13 protein-coding genes and 1 tRNA gene are annotated in these 17747 nt (G+C 27.6%); 2 read left to right on the top strand and 12 right to left on the bottom strand.

Annotated features, from left to right (window positions below):
* Position 1: 1 nt before the first annotated feature.
* Genes EQF90_RS05365 through pheS form a run of 4 tightly spaced genes read right to left on the bottom strand, consistent with a single transcriptional unit; the run spans position 2 to position 6324 of the window.
* Positions 2-2356: an endonuclease MutS2 gene (locus EQF90_RS05365; RefSeq protein WP_134711124.1), complete on the bottom strand. Its 2355-nt coding sequence runs from the start codon at positions 2354-2356 to the stop codon at positions 2-4.
* A 6-nt stretch (positions 2357-2362) separates the two neighbouring features.
* The gene (gene zapA / locus EQF90_RS05370) at positions 2363-2899 is read right to left on the bottom strand and encodes a cell division protein ZapA (RefSeq protein ID WP_134711126.1); all 537 of its coding nucleotides are present in this window, start codon (positions 2897-2899) and stop codon (positions 2363-2365) included.
* Positions 2900-2911: 12 nt separating this feature from the next.
* Positions 2912-5293: a phenylalanine--tRNA ligase subunit beta gene (gene pheT / locus EQF90_RS05375; RefSeq protein ID WP_134711128.1), complete on the bottom strand. Its 2382-nt coding sequence runs from the start codon at positions 5291-5293 to the stop codon at positions 2912-2914.
* 8 nt (positions 5294-5301) lie between these two features.
* A complete protein-coding gene (gene pheS, locus EQF90_RS05380) occupies positions 5302-6324 on the bottom strand; it encodes a phenylalanine--tRNA ligase subunit alpha (protein ID WP_134711130.1) in 1023 nt (340 codons plus the stop codon).
* Between the two features lie 183 nt (positions 6325-6507).
* On the opposite strand from pheS, the gene EQF90_RS05385 reads away from it, so the two are divergent.
* Positions 6508-6936 (top strand): immunoglobulin-like domain-containing protein, encoded by a 429-nt coding sequence (locus tag EQF90_RS05385; protein WP_134711132.1) that lies wholly within the window; start codon positions 6508-6510, stop codon positions 6934-6936.
* Between the two features lie 103 nt (positions 6937-7039).
* Here the strand turns inward: EQF90_RS05385 and EQF90_RS05390 are convergent, their stop codons facing one another.
* Together EQF90_RS05390 and EQF90_RS05395 are read right to left on the bottom strand one after the other, a co-directional pair.
* On the bottom strand, positions 7040-9121 hold the full coding sequence (locus EQF90_RS05390) for an ABC transporter ATP-binding protein (protein ID WP_134711134.1): 2082 nt from the start codon (positions 9119-9121) through the stop codon (positions 7040-7042).
* A complete protein-coding gene (locus EQF90_RS05395; protein WP_134711136.1) occupies positions 9105-10868 on the bottom strand; it encodes an ABC transporter ATP-binding protein in 1764 nt (587 codons plus the stop codon). The genes EQF90_RS05390 and EQF90_RS05395 overlap by 17 nt, the downstream gene beginning before the upstream one ends.
* Before the next feature lie 92 nt (positions 10869-10960).
* On the opposite strand from EQF90_RS05395, the gene EQF90_RS05400 reads away from it, so the two are divergent.
* Positions 10961-11034 (top strand) — tRNA-Cys (locus EQF90_RS05400).
* Between the two features lie 122 nt (positions 11035-11156).
* Here the strand turns inward: EQF90_RS05400 and rlmB are convergent.
* The 6 genes from rlmB to EQF90_RS05430 all read right to left on the bottom strand — a co-directional run bounded on the left by rlmB (position 11157) and on the right by EQF90_RS05430 (position 17740).
* The gene (gene rlmB, locus EQF90_RS05405) at positions 11157-11894 is read right to left on the bottom strand and encodes a 23S rRNA (guanosine(2251)-2'-O)-methyltransferase RlmB (RefSeq protein WP_134711138.1); all 738 of its coding nucleotides are present in this window, start codon (positions 11892-11894) and stop codon (positions 11157-11159) included.
* Between the two features lie 9 nt (positions 11895-11903).
* On the bottom strand, positions 11904-13286 hold the full coding sequence (gene cysS, locus EQF90_RS05410) for a cysteine--tRNA ligase (protein ID WP_134711140.1): 1383 nt from the start codon (positions 13284-13286) through the stop codon (positions 11904-11906).
* A gap of 1 nt (position 13287) precedes the next feature.
* Entirely contained in the window at positions 13288-14766 is a 1479-nt protein-coding gene (gene gltX, locus EQF90_RS05415; protein WP_134711142.1) for a glutamate--tRNA ligase, read from the bottom strand.
* A gap of 14 nt (positions 14767-14780) precedes the next feature.
* Positions 14781-15731, bottom strand: a complete 951-nt coding sequence (locus EQF90_RS05420; protein ID WP_167554100.1) for a CdaR family protein — start codon at positions 15729-15731, stop codon at positions 14781-14783.
* Positions 15718-16554, bottom strand: coding sequence for a diadenylate cyclase CdaA (gene cdaA / locus EQF90_RS05425; protein ID WP_245152852.1), 837 nt, complete (start codon positions 16552-16554; stop codon positions 15718-15720). The genes EQF90_RS05420 and cdaA overlap by 14 nt, the downstream gene beginning before the upstream one ends.
* Positions 16555-16681: 127 nt before the next feature.
* Positions 16682-17740, bottom strand: coding sequence for a C39 family peptidase (locus tag EQF90_RS05430; RefSeq protein ID WP_167604037.1), 1059 nt, complete (start codon positions 17738-17740; stop codon positions 16682-16684).
* Between the last annotated feature and the right edge of the window lie 7 nt (positions 17741-17747).

The raw sequence follows: 17747 nt of genomic DNA on the forward strand, positions 1-17747 counted from the left end.
ACTACTTCAAAGTTACTACTGTAACTCCTGCTCCCCCTTCTTTTATACTTCCTATTCTAAACTCTTCTACATATCTAGATTTTTTGAAAAACTCTGTTAATCCAATTCTTAAAGCTCCTGTTCCTTTACCATGTATTATATGAACTGTTTTCATTCCCATTAGAATTGATTTATCAAAAAAGCTTTCTATTTCTATAATAGCTTCTTCTACTGTATGACCTCTCACATCAAGTTCATATTGAGCATCCTTAAATAATGTATTTTTCAATACCTGTCTGTATGATGATTGTGATTTTTCAATTTCAATTTCCTTATTTGTCTTTGCTAAATCAGAGATATTTACATTAAATTTCAATATTCCCATTTGTACAGTTAAATCACCTTTATTATCAGGTAATGTCTGTACTACAGCTAAATCATTCATTGAAATTACTTTTACAGTTTCACCAAGTTTAACAGTAATATTTTTACCATACCTCTTTTTAATAACCGGTTTTTCTTCAAATTTATCGGTAGCTTTTTTAAACTTATCCGTAATTTCTGAATAAGCTCTATCTATCTGTCTTGTTTCTGTATTTGCTTTTTGACTTTTTGCAAGTTTTAATATTTCTTTAGACTGTTTTTTAGCATCTTCTAAAATTTTTCTTGCTTCTAATTTTGCAGCCTCAATTTCTTCTTCAGCTTTTTCTTTTTTCTTTCCCACATCCTTATTAAAATTATCAATAAGTTTTTCATATCTCATTTTTTCTTTTTGAACATATAATAATTCATTATCTAATTTTATTCTATCAGTTTCAATTTCAGCAATAATTTCCTCAAAATCTCTATTTTCCTTTGATACATAATTACTTGCAATTGAAAGAATCTTTTCAGATAATCCTAATCGCCTAGAAATTTCAAAAGCATTTGACTTCCCTGGCCTCCCAATTATTAATTTATATGTTGGAGATAATGTCTCAACATTAAATTCTACATTAGCATTCTGTACTCCATCTGTACTCATTGCATATAATTTTAATTCACTATAATGAGTTGTAGAAACCAGTAAAGTTCCTCTTTTAACTAATGTGTCAATAATAGCCATTGCAAGTGCGGCTCCTTCTGTAGGATCTGTACCATTCCCTAACTCATCAAATAATACTAATGATTTATCATTAGCATATTTTAATATATGAACGATATTTGTCATTGATGCCGAAAATGTAGATAATGACTGCTCAATACTTTGGTTGTCACCAATATCTGTATAAATATTATTGAATATAGCAACTTTTGAAAAATCATCACATGGAATATACAATCCTGATTGTGCCATCATAACTACTAGCCCCAAAGTTTTCAAACTCACAGTTTTACCACCTGTATTTGGACCAGTAATAACTAATGCACTATATCTTTCTCCTAACTTGACATCAATCGGAACAACTTTCCCTTTTAATAATGGATGCCTTGCATTTTTAATATCTATAATTTTTTTACTATTTAATAAAGGCTTTGTATGCATCTTATCTAATGCATATTTTGCCTTTGCAAAAGTAAAATCAAGATCAACTAATAGATATTGATTGTTCTCTATTTCATGATGATAAACAAATATCATTTCAGAAAGTTCTTTCAATATTCGTCTAATTTCCTCGGTTTCTTTAATCTCTAAATCTCTAATTTTATTATTAATTTCAACTACAGCCATTGGCTCAATATATAAAGTTTGTCCTGAAGCTGAAATGTCATGAGTAATACCCGGAACTTTTGATTTTGCTCCTGATTTAACCGGAACTACATATCTTCCATCTCTCATTGTAATAAATCCATCTTGAAGATTTGTAGTATCTTCTTTAACAATAGAATTTAACTTATTTCTAGCTTCTTCTGTCTTTTCTCTTATACTCTTTCTTATTTGAAATAATTCTCTTGATGCATCATCAGCAATTGTATCTTCATCAACTACAATTCTTTCAATTTCTTTTTGAATTCTAGTGTTTGTATAAAGCTTATCTATAATTTTAACGACTTCATTAATTTCTGAATCAAATTCAGATTTATAATCTTTTAAACTTTGAGAAACCCTTAAAGAATCAGCTATTTGCATCAATTCTAAATTTTCCAAAACAGCTTGCTTTTTTAATCTACTAATCATTCCCTTTAAATTATATATCCCATATAATGGTGGAAATGAAAATTTTCTTATTAATTCAATCGCATCAGATGTCTTATTTTGTAAAAATTCAATTTTATCTAATTGTGTTAATGGGACAATTTTTGAAGCTTTTTCAGCTCCTAAAGAAGATGAACAATATTCTTGCAATTCTTCCTTAATTTTATTCCACTCCAAGGTGGCAATTGTATTTTGCTCCATAAATTTCTACTTTCTATTTTCGTTTAATAACTCCTGCACTTGTTTTTTCGCATGCAAAGTTTCTTTTTCTTGTTCTAATAACTTTTCTCTTAAATATTCATTATCTTTCCTATCTTTCTCAGAAAGTGTAATTTGTCTATCTAATTCTAATTTAAATTTATCTCTATCACTAGTTAAATAATTTAAATAATTTTCAAGTTCTTTAACTTTAGCCTCTAATTTTTGAATTTTTTCAAATGAGTCTTTATTTAATTCTTTAAATTCGTCAAATTCATTTTTTAATGGTTCATATTTCTCCATAGGCTCTTTTGAAATTTTTAAAAGCTCTTTATGTTTTAACTCTAACGAATACAAATCATCCGCTATATTTAAACAAGCTAATGTAGCGTGCATGGTAGGATTTCGATAATTTAATGCTGTTTTAGCTTTTTTTATTTCACTATCCACATAATAGACAATTTTATCAGTTTCATCTTTGCTTCTCTGAGTTTTTAATACATAATTGTTTCCATTTATCTGAAATTCGTACCTATTTTTTTCCATTATATTCTCCAATTAGCTTCTTAAATCTATATCAAAGGCATTATTTAAGCCATTTACAATATTTTCAAAAGCTGTTTTAATTACTTCATCTTTCAATGTTGATTCATTTGATTGGAATCCAATCTTATATGCAAGAGAAACTTTATCTTCTGCAATTTGAGAACCCTTATAAATATCAAATAGTTTAACAAATTTTAAGTATTTTCCACCATTTGCTTTAATAACATCAACTATATCTTGTGATTGAGTAAATTTATCAACTACTATAGCGATATCTCTTTCTACTAGTGGATATCTTGAAATTTCTTGATATTGAATTAAATCTTTTTTGAAATTATATAATTCTGTAAGATTTGCTTCAACCATATAAACTCTCTTTTCAATATCATAATTTTCAGCAACTATTGGACTAATTTCTCCTATCACTGCCACTTTTGTATCATTTACATATACATTAGCACATCTTCCTGAATGAAATATTGAATTTTCTGTTTCTCTTTCAAATCTAATATCATTAATTCCAAATGTATCAAATAAAGTTAAAAGTATGTCTTTTATATAGTAAAAATCATAATTCCCTACTACTGAAAATGTCATCAACTTAACTTCTTCTATATTTTCTCCATTTTTTATAAATGTATTACCAACTTCAGATAATTTCAAATCAAATTGTTTATTATTTAGATTTTTTCTAACTACTTCTAAATTATTTCCAATTAAAGTTGTCCTCATAACAGAAAAATCTTCGCCTAATGGGTTAATTATTTTTACAGTATTTCTCATTGAATCATTTTCTGATAAACACAATTTATCAAATACTTTATTTGAAATAAATGAATAAGTTAATATTTCAGAAAATCCTAATGCATAAAGCTCCATTCTTGCTTTATCCAAGAAATTTCTCATATCCGACTTCACACCTTTTGTCAAGCCACCTATTAAAGGTTTTGGTGTAATATTGTGAAATCCATATAATCTACCCACTTCTTCAATTAAATCAGCTTCAATAGTTAAATCACCTCTGAAATATGGAATTGTTACTAATAAGTTTTCGCCTTGAATTTCTGTATTCAACTCAAGTGATTCCAAATATTTCTTCGTTTCTTCAATTGATAAATCAAGTCCCAATAATGAATTTGCTCTATCATTTCTTAATTCGATAACTCTATCTCTCGGGTTAAAATTTTCTACACTTTCAATACCTGAAACAACTTTTCCTGAATTTGTTTCTTCAACTAATTTCAAGAATCTTTGAATACCATATTCTGCTAATTTCGCCGGAACTCCTTTTTCAAATCTTGATGAAGCTTCTGATCTTAAAGCTAATCTCTTAGATGTTTTTCTAATTGTTTCCGAATCAAAACTAGCTGCTTCAATTAATATATTCTTTGTATTTTTAGTTACTTCTGTGTCTTGTCCCCCCATTACACCGGCTAATCCAATAACTCTTGAATTTTCATCAGCAATAACAATATCTTCTGAAACTAATTTTCTTTCAGTATCATCAAGTGTTTTAATAGTTTCTTCATCTCGAGCCATTCTTACAATTAAAGATTTTCCTTCAACTTTATCTAAATCATATGCATGAAGTGGTTGTCCATATTCCAGCATAATAAAATTTGTAAAGTCAACTATATTATTAATCGGCCTCATGCCTGCATTTCTCAAATAATTTTGAATATATAGCGGTGATTCTTTAATTTCAACATCTTTAACAATTGCAGTCATAAATCTATTTACTTTATTTGTTTCAATTTTTATTCCATTAAAGTATTGTTTGTAAGAATCAACTGTATTTTCAACTTTCATAGAGGGTTCTTGTATTTTTTTATCAAATACTGCAGCAACTTCTCTTGCCATACCAATAATTGATAAACAATCAGGTCTATTTGGAGTAATTTCAAACTCAATAATTGAATCATCTAAACCTAATGCTTTTACTGCATCTTCTCCAACTTTTGCATCATCATTTAATATGATAAGTCCATCTTCCGAATTTTTAGGAACTAAATTTTCTGAAACTTCCAATTCACTATATCCGCAAAGCATTCCTTTTGATACTACCCCCTGTAGTGTAGCTTCTTTAATTACAATGCCTCCCGGTAATGTTGCTCCTAATTTGGCAAATACAACATTATCTCCTATTTTCATATTTTTAGCACCAGTTACAATTGTTTCTATGCCTTTTCCAAAATCAATATCAACTAATGATAACTTATCTGCATTTTCATGTTTTTTAATATCTAAAATTTTTGCTATAACTAGGTTTGATAATCCTTCATATTTTTGAATTGATTCAACGTGTGAACCTGAATCTGTAACCCTATTAGCTATTTCTCTTGCATCAGCTTCAATATCTAAATATTCTCTAAGCCATTTTACCGGAACTAACATCTATCCTCCTAAAATTGTTCTAAAAATCTCTTGTCGTTATCATACAATGTTCTAATATCTTTTAATCCATATTTAACCATTGTAATCCTATCTACACCCATTCCAAATGCAAATCCAGTATATTTTTCACTATCAATACCACAATTTTCTAATACTTGAGGATGTACCATACCACAGCCTAATAATTCCATTGACCAACCTGTATGATGGCAAACATCACATCCTTTTCCCTTACAATTAAAGCAAGAAACATCTACCTCCATTGATGGTTCTGTAAATGGAAAATAATGAGGTCTAAATCTTGTTTCAAATTCTTCACCAAATAGCTCTTTTATAAATACATTTATTGTGTCAATTAAATTAGCCATAGAAACATTTTCACCTACAACTAGACCTTCAATTTGATGGAACATTGGTGAGTGTGTAGCATCTACTTCATCAAATCTAAATGTTCTTCCTGCTGATACCATTCTAATTGGCGGCTCTTGTTGCATCATAGTTCTAACTTGAACTGGTGATGTATGAGTTCTTAGTAATGTTTCTTTATCTATATAAAATGTATCACTTAAATCTCTTGAAGGATGGTTTTTTGGAGAATTTAATTTATCAAAGTTATTTTCTACAGTTTCAATTTCTGGACCGTCTATAACTGAGAATCCCATATATCTAAATAAATTTTCTAATTCTTCCATTGTTTGGTTTAGAGGATGTCTATGACCTATTGATACAATATCTTTTTGTGCCGTAACGTCAATAGTTTCTGAGATTAATTTTAATTTTAATTTTTCCCACTTAAAACTTTTTTTCTTTTCATCCAACGCTATTTGAATTTCTTCTCTAACCTCATTAGCTAATTTTCCCATTACAGGTCTTTCTTCTTTTGAAAGTTTACCCATTTCTCTTAATAATAGAGTTAACTCTCCTTTTTTTCCTAAAATATTTATTCTTAAATCTTCTAATTCTTTATCTTCTTTTGCATTATTGATAATTTCCAATGAATTAATTTTTATATTTTCTAATTTATCTTTCATAAATTCCTCCATAATCTATATAATTATATCATAAATTGCACATTTGAGCTAAATTTTAACATATTTTAATTCAAATTTTTCATGGTTTATTGTAAATATAATATAAATATGATATCATTATCACAAAATATAGAAAAAACAATTAATCCATTGAAAAATCAATATTTTAATCAGGAGAGAATAATGAAAACATTAAAGAGGTTATTTTCTATTGGATTTGCAGTGATACTTGTTTCATGTAGTACAAATAATCAATTAAATGATTTTCTACCAGAAGATACATCAAAAAAAGTCACTGCTATAGTTAAAGAACTGAAAAATAACACAATCATTTATGAATTAAGAAATAATAAAGATTTAAACTATACATTTTCAGACTTTTATATAATTTATAAATTAAATAATGAAAGAAATTGGGAAGAATTAAGTGTAAATCAAAATTTTAAAAATATATTATTTAAACTGAAGCCAAGTGAATTTAAAGAATTTGAATTGAATTTACCTGAAAACTTCACAAAAAATTATAAAGGTATTTTTAGAATCAGAAAGCCTTTCGTTTATGATGAAAAGAATGAAATGGAAAATGCTGATATGATATTTGAAATAAAATAATTTTTAATAGTTTAAAAATATATATTGATAATTCCACTTGGAAATTTTAGAGTGATATTCACTAAAAAATTAAAGTTTCCAAGTGGAATTTTTTATCACATTTTTACAAACTAAATTGTGAATTATAAAGATCTGCATAGAAACCGTTTTGAGTTAATAGTTCTTCATGCGTTCCTTGTTCTATAATATTTCCTTCATTCATTACTAATATTAAATCAGCATTTACAATTGTTGAAAGTCTATGTGCAATAATAAATGAAGTCTTACCTGTCATAAGTTTATCCATTGCTATTTGAATCAATTCTTCAGTACGAGTATCAACGTTTGATGTTGCCTCATCTAAAATTAAAAATGGAGAATTTTTCATCATACCTCTTGCAATTGTAAGTAATTGTCTTTGACCTGCACTAACAGAATCATTATCTCTAATTTCAGTTTCATATTTTTCAGGTAAAGTATTAATAAAATGCTTCAATCCTATGAATTCTGTTAAAGAATCGAGCTCTTCTTGTGTTACATTTGGCATATTATAGACTATATTTTCTCTTATTGTTCCCTTAAATAACCATGTGTCTTGAAGAATCATTGTAAATAACTGATGGATATTTTCTCTTTTAATGTTTTTTATAGGTACATCATCAATTAGTATTTCACCATCTGTAATATCATAAAACTTCATTAATAGATTTACCATTGTTGATTTTCCTGCACCTGTTGGCCCAACTATGGCAATTTTTTGTCCAGGATATGCAACCGCAGAAAAACTTTTTATAGTTGGTTTTTCGTTACTTGGATATTTAAATACAACATCCCTAAATTCAATTTTTCCTTTTACTTCATTAGGATTTAGTATTGATGTTTTTGATGATTCATCATCCATTTCCGATTCATCTAAAAATTCAAATACTCTTTCACTTGATGCTGCCGACGACTGTAATGAAGATACAGACTGTGCAATACCTGTTAAAGGATTTGTAAATAATTTTACATATGTAATAAATGCTATTATTACACCAAATGTTATAGTACCATTTTTCGCTAAAACAGCTCCAACTATTGAAACTGATACAAATCCTAAATTTCCAACAAATGTCATTATAGGATACATTAAACTCGATAAAAATTTACTTTTCAGATTTGAATCATATAATTTATAATTTAATTCATTAAATTTATTTAATGTTTCTTCTCCAGCATTATATGCCTTAACTATATTTAATCCGGAAAATACTTCTTCAATATGTCCATTTAACTTACCCAACTCAATCTGTCTATCATTAAAATATTTTTGAGATTTCGATAATATTATTCCCATCATTGCAAATCCCGCTAAACTGGATAAAATAGCTACTAATGCTAAAATCCAGTTTGTATAAAACATCATTACTACTGAACCCAAAATTAAAGTTATAGATGTTGCCATTTGCCCCAATGATTGATTTAAACTTGTTGAAATAGTGTCTACGTCATTGGTAATTCTAGACAAAATATCTCCAACCTGATGTGTATCGAAAAAATTTAATGGTAATTTATTAATTTTATTTCCAACACTTTTCCTTAAATCTCTTGAAAAATTATTAGTTACTTCTGATACTATTATAGCTTGTATGTAACTTAATATTGCTGAAACTATATAAATAAGCAATAAAATTTTTGCAATATTCCATATAACATTAAGATTTAATTTAGGTTCAACTATTCCTCTAATAGAATTTGGTAATTTTTTATAAAAAGCTAAAATGCTTTTTTGTTGATCCTTTGGTGAATCTTTTTTAATATTTTTATCTTTCGCTTCTTTATTTAAATTTTTCATTAATTCTAAATATTTTATTTGATCATTTGAAGAAACCTCAACACCATCAATATAAATACTTTTTTGACTATCAATTTTTAAATTTTCAGAAACTTTCTTTGCAATTTCAGCAAATTTATTATTATCAATTTTAATAGATTTCGTTATTTCATCTGTTAACTCCGATAATTTTGTCGGAGAATAAATTGTTATAATTGAAGAAAACAAAGCAAGTATAATTGAAATTAACAAAAATATTTTTTGCCCTTTAATTTCTTTCAACATTCTCTTTATTGCTTTACCAAAATTTTTAGGATTTTCTGCCAATTCTTGACCACGACCACCTCTATGTCTTTGAGAAGAAGTATTTGTTTTACTATTTGATTGACTCATTGATTTCCTCCTCTGATAATTGTGATCTAACTATCTCTCTATATAATTCATTATTTTCCCATAATTTTTTGTGTGTTCCTATTCCGGAAATTTCACCATTGTCAAGTAAAATAATTTTGTCAGCTTTCATTATCGAACCTACTCTTGATGCTACAATCAATGTAGTTGCTTCATTTGTATTTTCTTTTAATTGCTTTCTAAGGGTTGATTCCGTTTTGAAATCTAATGCTGAAAATGAATCATCAAAAATAAATATTTCCGCCCTTCTAGCTATAGCTCTTGCAATTGAAAGTCTTTGTTTTTGACCTCCGGATACATTAGTACCTCCTCGAGCTATCATGGAATCTTTGCCTTCATCCATTTTTTCAACAAATTCTTGAGATTGTGATATAGATATAGCTTCATCTATAATACTTTCATCCACATTTGTCCCACCTTTTCCAAAAGCAATATTTTCTTTTACAGATAAATTAAACATTACTGCCTGTTGAGGTACATAACCAATCTTATTATAAAGTGTTTTAAAATCATATTCTTTAACATTTATTCCATCAATTAAAATTTCACCACTCGTCACATCATAAAATCTTGTAACCAAATTTATTAAAGTTGACTTTCCTGATCCGGTTGTTCCTATAAATGCTAAAGTTTCTCCCTTTTTAGTTTTAAATGAAATATTGTTTAATACATATTCTGAAGCATCAGGGTATTTAAACGATACATTTTTAAATTCAATAATACCCTTTTCTTGAGTTTCTCCACTAAAACTACCCGAATATATAGTTTCTTCAGTATCAAAAACTTCATTAATACGATCAGCAGATACTTGAGATCTTGAATACATTACCATTAAAAACGCCATCATCAAAAATGACATAATAACTTGCATAGAATATGCTGAAAATACTATCATATTACCAAAAATATTAATTTTATCAGGAAGTATAGCCTCAGATATCAATCTAGCCCCTATTATATAAATAACTAATGTAAGTATATACATTATAGTCATCATCATAGGTTGCATTATCGCAAATGATTTTTGTATGAATTTTTGCAAAGATGTTAATTTTTCATTAACACTTGCAATTTTATCTTCATGAAATTTTTCCGCATTAAAGGCTCTTATAACCCTTATCCCTGTTATATTTTCTCTTGAAACCAAATTTAATTTATCTATAAGAGTTTGTAAAACTTGAATTTTAGGTATTACAATAAAAATTAAAAATGATAATACAATTAGCATAATTATAACAGCGATACCTGTTGCTATTGTCCACTCTATACCTTTATTTAATATTTTTCTTATAGCCCAAAAAGCCATAATTGGTGATTTTATAAATATCATCATCCCAAATCCAAGAAACATCTCTATCTGAGTTACGTCGTTTGTGCTTCTGGTTATTAAACTTGCTGTAGAAAACTTTTCAATATTTTCAAATGAAAATGATTGTATCTTCTTAAATAATTCTTTTGTAATATTATATGAAAACAATGATGATATATATGAAATTAAATATCCGGAAATTACAGCAATCAAAATTGAACCTAATGTACATAAAAGCATACACATTCCGTTATACCATATATCACTAATCTGTGTTCCCGGTGTCTGTACAAGTCTTGTAACTTCAGCCATATAATCAGGCATTTTAAGCTCAAACCAAACTTGTCCGAAAATCAACACAATTGATAAAATAATTAATATAACTTGTTTTTTTGTAAGTTTTTTCATTAACTTTATCATTTTTATCCTCACATTCTTTTAAAAATTTTAAAACTTTCTATTTCCACTTGAAAAATTATATCTATTTGATATAATAATTAAGTAACGAATTTGGCGGTATAGCCAAGCGGTAAGGCATAGGTCTGCAACACCTCGAGCACCGGTTCAAATCCGGTTACCGCCTCCAAATTAAAACTCCTCGGTCATAACTGAGTTTTTGAATTTTAAAAATAATCTAAAAACTTTAGAGGATTGTTGTAAAATAGTCAAAAAGATTATTTTACAACAATCCTCTAATTTTATTAAAATTTAAATCTTATGTTTACTATTTATAATTCCATATATAAGAATTGATGCTGAAACTGATGCATTTAATGATTCAGTTTTTCCATACATAGGAATTTTTATTAAATAATCACACTTTTGTTTTGTTAATTTTGAAATTCCCTTTCCCTCGTTACCGATTACCAATCCAACTGAACCACTAAAATCAACTTGATTATAAAGTGTATCTGTATGACCATCTGCACCATATATCCAATATCCATTATTTTTCAATATTTCTATTGTTTGATTTAAATTTGTCACCATTGCAACTTTCATATGAACTGTAGCTCCTGCAGATGTTTTATGTACTGTATTATTAACTCCTGCAGAACGATGCTTTGTAATTATAACACCTGTTGCACCAGCAGCTTCAGATGTACGGATTATTGCTCCTAAATTATGAGGATCCGTAATTTCATCCAAAAGCACAATTAATGGATCCTTTTCTTGATTTTTGCCATATTCAATAATATCTTCCAATGTAGAATATTCATAATCTTTAGTTTGTAAATAAACTCCTTGATGATTAGAAAAATTTGTCATTTTATCTAATTCATTCTTATTTATACCAACTATTGAAATTTTCTTTTCATTTGCTAATTTAATTATTTTAGAAATAGCACCCTTTTGATTTCCATTTTGAATATATAGCTTTTCAGCACCATCCATATTTTCTAAATATTCAATTACAGAATTTCTTCCAAATATATAATCTGACATATAATTTACCTATAATTTATTCCACATTACCCCTGTAGATGTGTCTTTTAATTCTATTCCTTTTTCTTTTAATAAATCTCTAATTTCATCAGCTCTCTTAAAATCACGTTTTTTTCTAGCTTCTGTTCTTTCAGCTATTAAATTTTCAATTTCTTCTTCAAGAATTTCATTCTTAAACTTAATACCTAATAAATCAACTAAAATATCAAATTTATTTTTTACATATTCTAATTCTTTTTTTGAAGAATTTTCGCTATAGTTTATATTGATAAATCTTGAAAAATCAAAAATTACCGCTAAGGCATTTGCTGTATTAAAATCATCATCCATTGCACCTGAAAATTTAATTTCAAATTCATCAATTTTATCAGCAATAAATTCAGAATAATTATTAGAATTTTCAATAAATCTATTTAATTCATCATTTGTATTTTTTAACCTATCATAGGCATTTTTTATAGCCAATAAATTTTCCCTTGAAAAATCAATAGGTGTTCTATAGTGACCTGATAAAAGCCACATCCTTACTATCATTAAATCAAATTCTTTTTCAATATCATGAATTGTAAAGAAATTTCCTTTTGATTTACTCATTTTTTCTTTATCAACTGTAATCATAGAATTATGCATCCAATAATTTGCAAATGGCTTTTTATTTAATGTTTCTGACTGTGCAATTTCATTTTCATGATGAGGAAATTGTAAATCCTCTCCACCACCATGAATATCTATAGTTTCTCCTAAAACTGACTTAGCCATTGTAGAACACTCAATATGCCAACCCGGTCTACCCTTTCCCCATGGACTATCCCATGCAGGTTCATTAGGATATTTTTGTTTTTTCCATAATGCAAAATCCATAGGATTTTTTTTATCTCCACTTACATCAATTCTTGAACCTAATTCTAATTCTTCAATATTTTTCTTTGACAATTTTCCATAATTTTCAGCACTGTCAATATTAAAATATACAGTAGTAGATGCATCATATGCTGCCCCTTGTTTTTCCAAATCAGAAATAAAATTAATCATATCATCAATATAATTTGTTGCTTGAGGCTTTATAATTTTATCAACATCAACATTGAAATCTTCAGCATTTTTTAAAAATGCTGCAATATATGTCTTTGTAATATCTGTAAATTCTACACCTTCTTCATTTGCCTTATCTATAATTTTATCATCAATATCAGTCAAATTCATTACAAATTTTACATTATAATTTTTATATTCTAAATATCTTCTAACTGTATCAAAAAACACAAGCGGTCTGGCATTTCCAATATGAATATAGTTATAGACTGTTGGTCCACATACATACATTCTTACTTTATTTTCTTCAATCGTTTTAAATTCTTCTTTTTTTCTTGATAATGTATTATAAATTTTCATATTAATAATTCTCTAAAACATAGTTTAATCTATTTAAAATCCCCTCTTTTCCAAGAATCATAAAGATGTGAACCATTTCCGGTCCATGTTCTGAACCTGATAGTGCTGATCTTACCGGAAAGAATAATGATTTTCCTTTTATTCCTGTTTCTTTTTGAATTCTCTTCATAACAGATTTCGCTAGTTCTTCGTTCATCCCTTCATTTTCAACAATTACTTTTAATGTAGTTAAAACTTTCTTTGCATCTTCTGAATTTATATTTTCTTTAACTTCATCATAAAATACTCCATTTTGATAATCAGCAAAAATGAAATCCGTTTGCTTTACAATTTCAGAAAATTTATTTAGTGAGGTCTTGAATGTAGCAGCTATTTCTTCTAATTCTTCAATCGACTTATCTTCTGAAATATATCCGCATTCAACTAAATAAGGTTTTAATTCTGCTGCCAATTCTGAATCTGATAATTCTTTGATATAATGGCTATTTACCCAATCAAGTTTATCTTCATCAAATACCCCTCCTGATCTGGACACCCTTTCAAAACTAAATTGTTTTACTAACTCATCATGTGAAAGTATTTCTTGATTTGTTTCCGGAGACCATCCGACAAGTGCAATATAGTTAATTAACGCATCTCTTAAATATCCTTTTTGCTTAAAGTCTTCAACTGAAACATCTGCATTTCTCTTAGATAATTTCTTTTTATCTTTTCCTAAAACGGTTGGAAGGTGAACATATGTTGGAGCTTCCCATCCCAAAGCTTCATATAAATAAACATGTTTTGGTGTTGACGAAACCCATTCATCCCCTCTTACAACGTGAGTAATTTTCATATCATGGTCATCTATAACTACTGCAAAGTGATATGTTGGAAATCCATCAGTTTTAATCAAAACTTGGTCATCCATATCATTTGTATTTATACTCAAATGACCTTTAATTGCATCGTTAAATTGAATATCCTTATTTGCCGGTAATTTTAACCTTACAACGTGCGGTTCACCGGCATCAACTCTTTTTTGAGCTTCTTCTTTTGAAATACCTCTACATAAACCATCATATTTCGGCATTTTACCATCAGCTTTTTGTTGTTCTCTCAAATTATTTAATCTATCCGCTGTACAAAAGCAATAATATGCCTTATCTTCATCTATTAATTTTTTTATATGTTTATCATATATACCTTCTTTTACTCTGTCGGATTGGATGTATGGACCATATTGTCCTTTTTCATAAATATTTCTATTTTCATCTAAAAATACACCTTCATCATAATCTAATCCTGCCCATTGTAAAACTTCTATAAGATTTTCTAATGCACCTTCAACATATCTTGTTCTATCTGTATCTTCAATTCTTAAAATGAATTTACCTTTTTCATGTCTAGCAAATAAATAATTATATAACGCCGTCCTTAAACCACCAATATGAACATACCCCGTTGGACTTGGTGCAAATCTTACTCTAACTTCACTCATTTTTTTCTCCTATTTTATTCTTTAACTTCTTTTGCTGTTTCCAGTTTTTTTACACTTATATCTACTGTGTAATTTGTATTTGAATCTACTAATACTACATCTGTTGGAAGACTTAATTTTACATCAATTTTTTTACTTTCAGTAATATTTGACAAATCGATATCTTCTGTTTTTATACTTTTAATATTATCTATTACATTTTTAGGTCCTTTTATGTATACCTTGCTTTTACTTAATTTAGAATCAATAAATTTATATCCGCTCGGTACATTACCTTTTTTAGAAATTGTAATAGATACCTCTTTTTGTTTAGAAACTAATGCATTTATATTTACAAATTCTTGACCAAAAACTAAACCCTCAACCTGTTCTCCATCAGAGTTTTCAGCATATATTTCCTTATTCAAAGTAATATCACTATCTAAATTAGATAAATCCAATTTTACAAAAATATTTTTTATACTATCAATATTAGATCTGGAACCTTTAACAGTAATTTTTTCAGGTGTTACTTTAGTCGATTCTAAAATATAATCAGCCTGTAGTTTTGATTCATTTTTGACCTTAACAATAAAGTCCTTTGTTATAATTTTTTCTATGTTTACATCCATAGTCTTTGGAGCATCTTCTAATTTTATTCCCTCCGGAAGTGTATAACTAAGGCTTACCTTATTTCGTCCTTCTTTAATATTTGATAAATCTGCGGAAATTATTATATGTTGTGGTGTTAAACTTATAATATTTGATCTTTTTCCTGAAACTGATACATCTAAATTTTTAGTTATATCTTGATTCAGTATCAGCCCTTTTTGATCTAATTTATCCAAATTTTCATATATTATAGGTATACTGCTTATCCTCGTATTAACTGTTGGATTTTCATTTGCAATTATGAATACCCAAAGAACTATCGCAATAAATAGAGATAATAATTTAATTTTCCAATTTCTTTTAATTATTTCCATTTTCATCTCCACTAGTTATCTTCTTAAAAATAGTGTTATCACTATCAGCAAATAATTTATTTAGTGTATTTTTTAGAGTTTCACTATCTATATGTCTTGAAATACTTGAATTTTGAACCGTTGTAATAATACCGGTTTCTTCTGAAACAACTATTATAAACGCATCAGATTTTTCGCTCATCCCTAAGGCTGCTCTATGTCTGGTTCCTAATTCCTTTGATAGAGAATTATTTGATGACAATGGCAAAAAACATCCGGCAGCAACAATTTTTTCATCTTTTATAATCACTGCTCCATCATGCAATGGAGATTTTGGAAAGAATAAATTAATAATTAGCTCACTGGATATTTCAGAATTAAGCATTGTCCCCGTTTCAACAATATCAGCCAAACCAACTCCATTTTCAATCACAATTAATGCTCCTATTTTTTGCCTTGATAATGATGCTACGGCATTTACTATCTCCTCAGTCTTAAAATTTATCTGCTGAACTTTTAATTTTACAATTGATGTAAAAATACTATTTGATCTACCAAGTTTTTCAAAAGCACGTCTAAGTTCAGGTTGAAATACTACAATAATTAATACCATACCAACAGTAAACACGCTTGAAATAAGCCAATTTACAGTATACAAATTCAATAATATACTTATTCTAGAAAATATAAGTATTAAAAATAGACCTTTTAATAACTGAGCAGCTCTAGTTTCTCTTACTAACATAATAACTTTATAAATAATAAATGTCATAACTAAAACATCAATAATATCAGTTATTTTTATGGTCATAAAAGCAATTTTTAATTCATTAAAAAATTCCAAAATTACACCACCTTTCATTTTTATATTTTAACATATTTTTGTTTAATAAAAAAGAAAAGCTGAAATCAAATAACTTTTTTAGGACAACTTATTTTAGTTATTTTGCATCAGCCTTTTTTTATATAAATTATTTACCTACAGAATAAAATAACTTTGTTTGAGAAAAAATCCTATCAAAATCCCATTCTTTATTCGTATTTTTATATGAATTTACATCATAAATTAAAAATTTACCATTATCTATTTTTTCTGAAATCGCTATATAGTGTCCTGATGATTGAGTAAAATCTCCAATATTATTATTAACTACAAGAGCAACAATTACCCTACCTTTTTCCAACTCGGATTCAACACTTTCTTTGCTTAAAGGAATTTCATATCCAGTAAGACCAATATCCTTCGCACCGCTAGTGAATATTCCATATTCTCCGCCAGCTTTTGTATATAATCCAAGTTTATTCATTCTTTGAGCCATTTCAAAAGGCGTTATTGAAGTATCTCCTGTAAATCCAGAATAAATCATAGCTAATGTTGTTGGTCCACAGCCTGATATAGCAATATATTCATCGTCGACTTTATCATAACCCCATCTTATATCCCACTGATTTAAATAATTTAGTTTTACCTTTCTATTGAAATCTCTAGAATTTTCATAGTCTTTTTTTACATCTCCAAGTTCTGAATTATCATCCTTAAAATCCTGATATTTCAAAACTGTAGATTTTGATTCCGGATATCTTTCAATTTTCAATTTTAAACTTTCATCAAGTTTTTCAATTCTTTCTTTTAAATCATTTTCTTCAAATTTAACATCTGCAAACGGATTTATAATTTTCCCTTTTTGAAATCTATTAACTCCATTTAAGCTCTCAATTATTATATCTCCTAATTTTCTGGTTTCGCCATCCTTTTTTACATTATCGTCTTGTTTATTGCTTGCATTTTCTTTATTTGTTTCCTTTTTTGTTTCTACTTTCTGATTGTTTTTTTCAGCTTTATTTTCTGTTTTTATCTTTGTTTTATCTTCATTATTTGAAAATTTTAAAAACAATGCTCTTACAGCAAATACAACAAAAATGAAAAGCACAAATATAAAAACCAGTTTTATTATCCTATAAATTTTTATTTTTTTTTGTCTTTTTATTTTTTCTCTTCTATCTCTTAAGCTATTATTTTCTCTATTCAAATTTCCC

Origin of the sequence: Helcococcus ovis (assembly GCF_004524775.2) — a bacterium.
GTDB lineage: Bacteria > Bacillota > Clostridia > Tissierellales > Peptoniphilaceae > Helcococcus > Helcococcus ovis.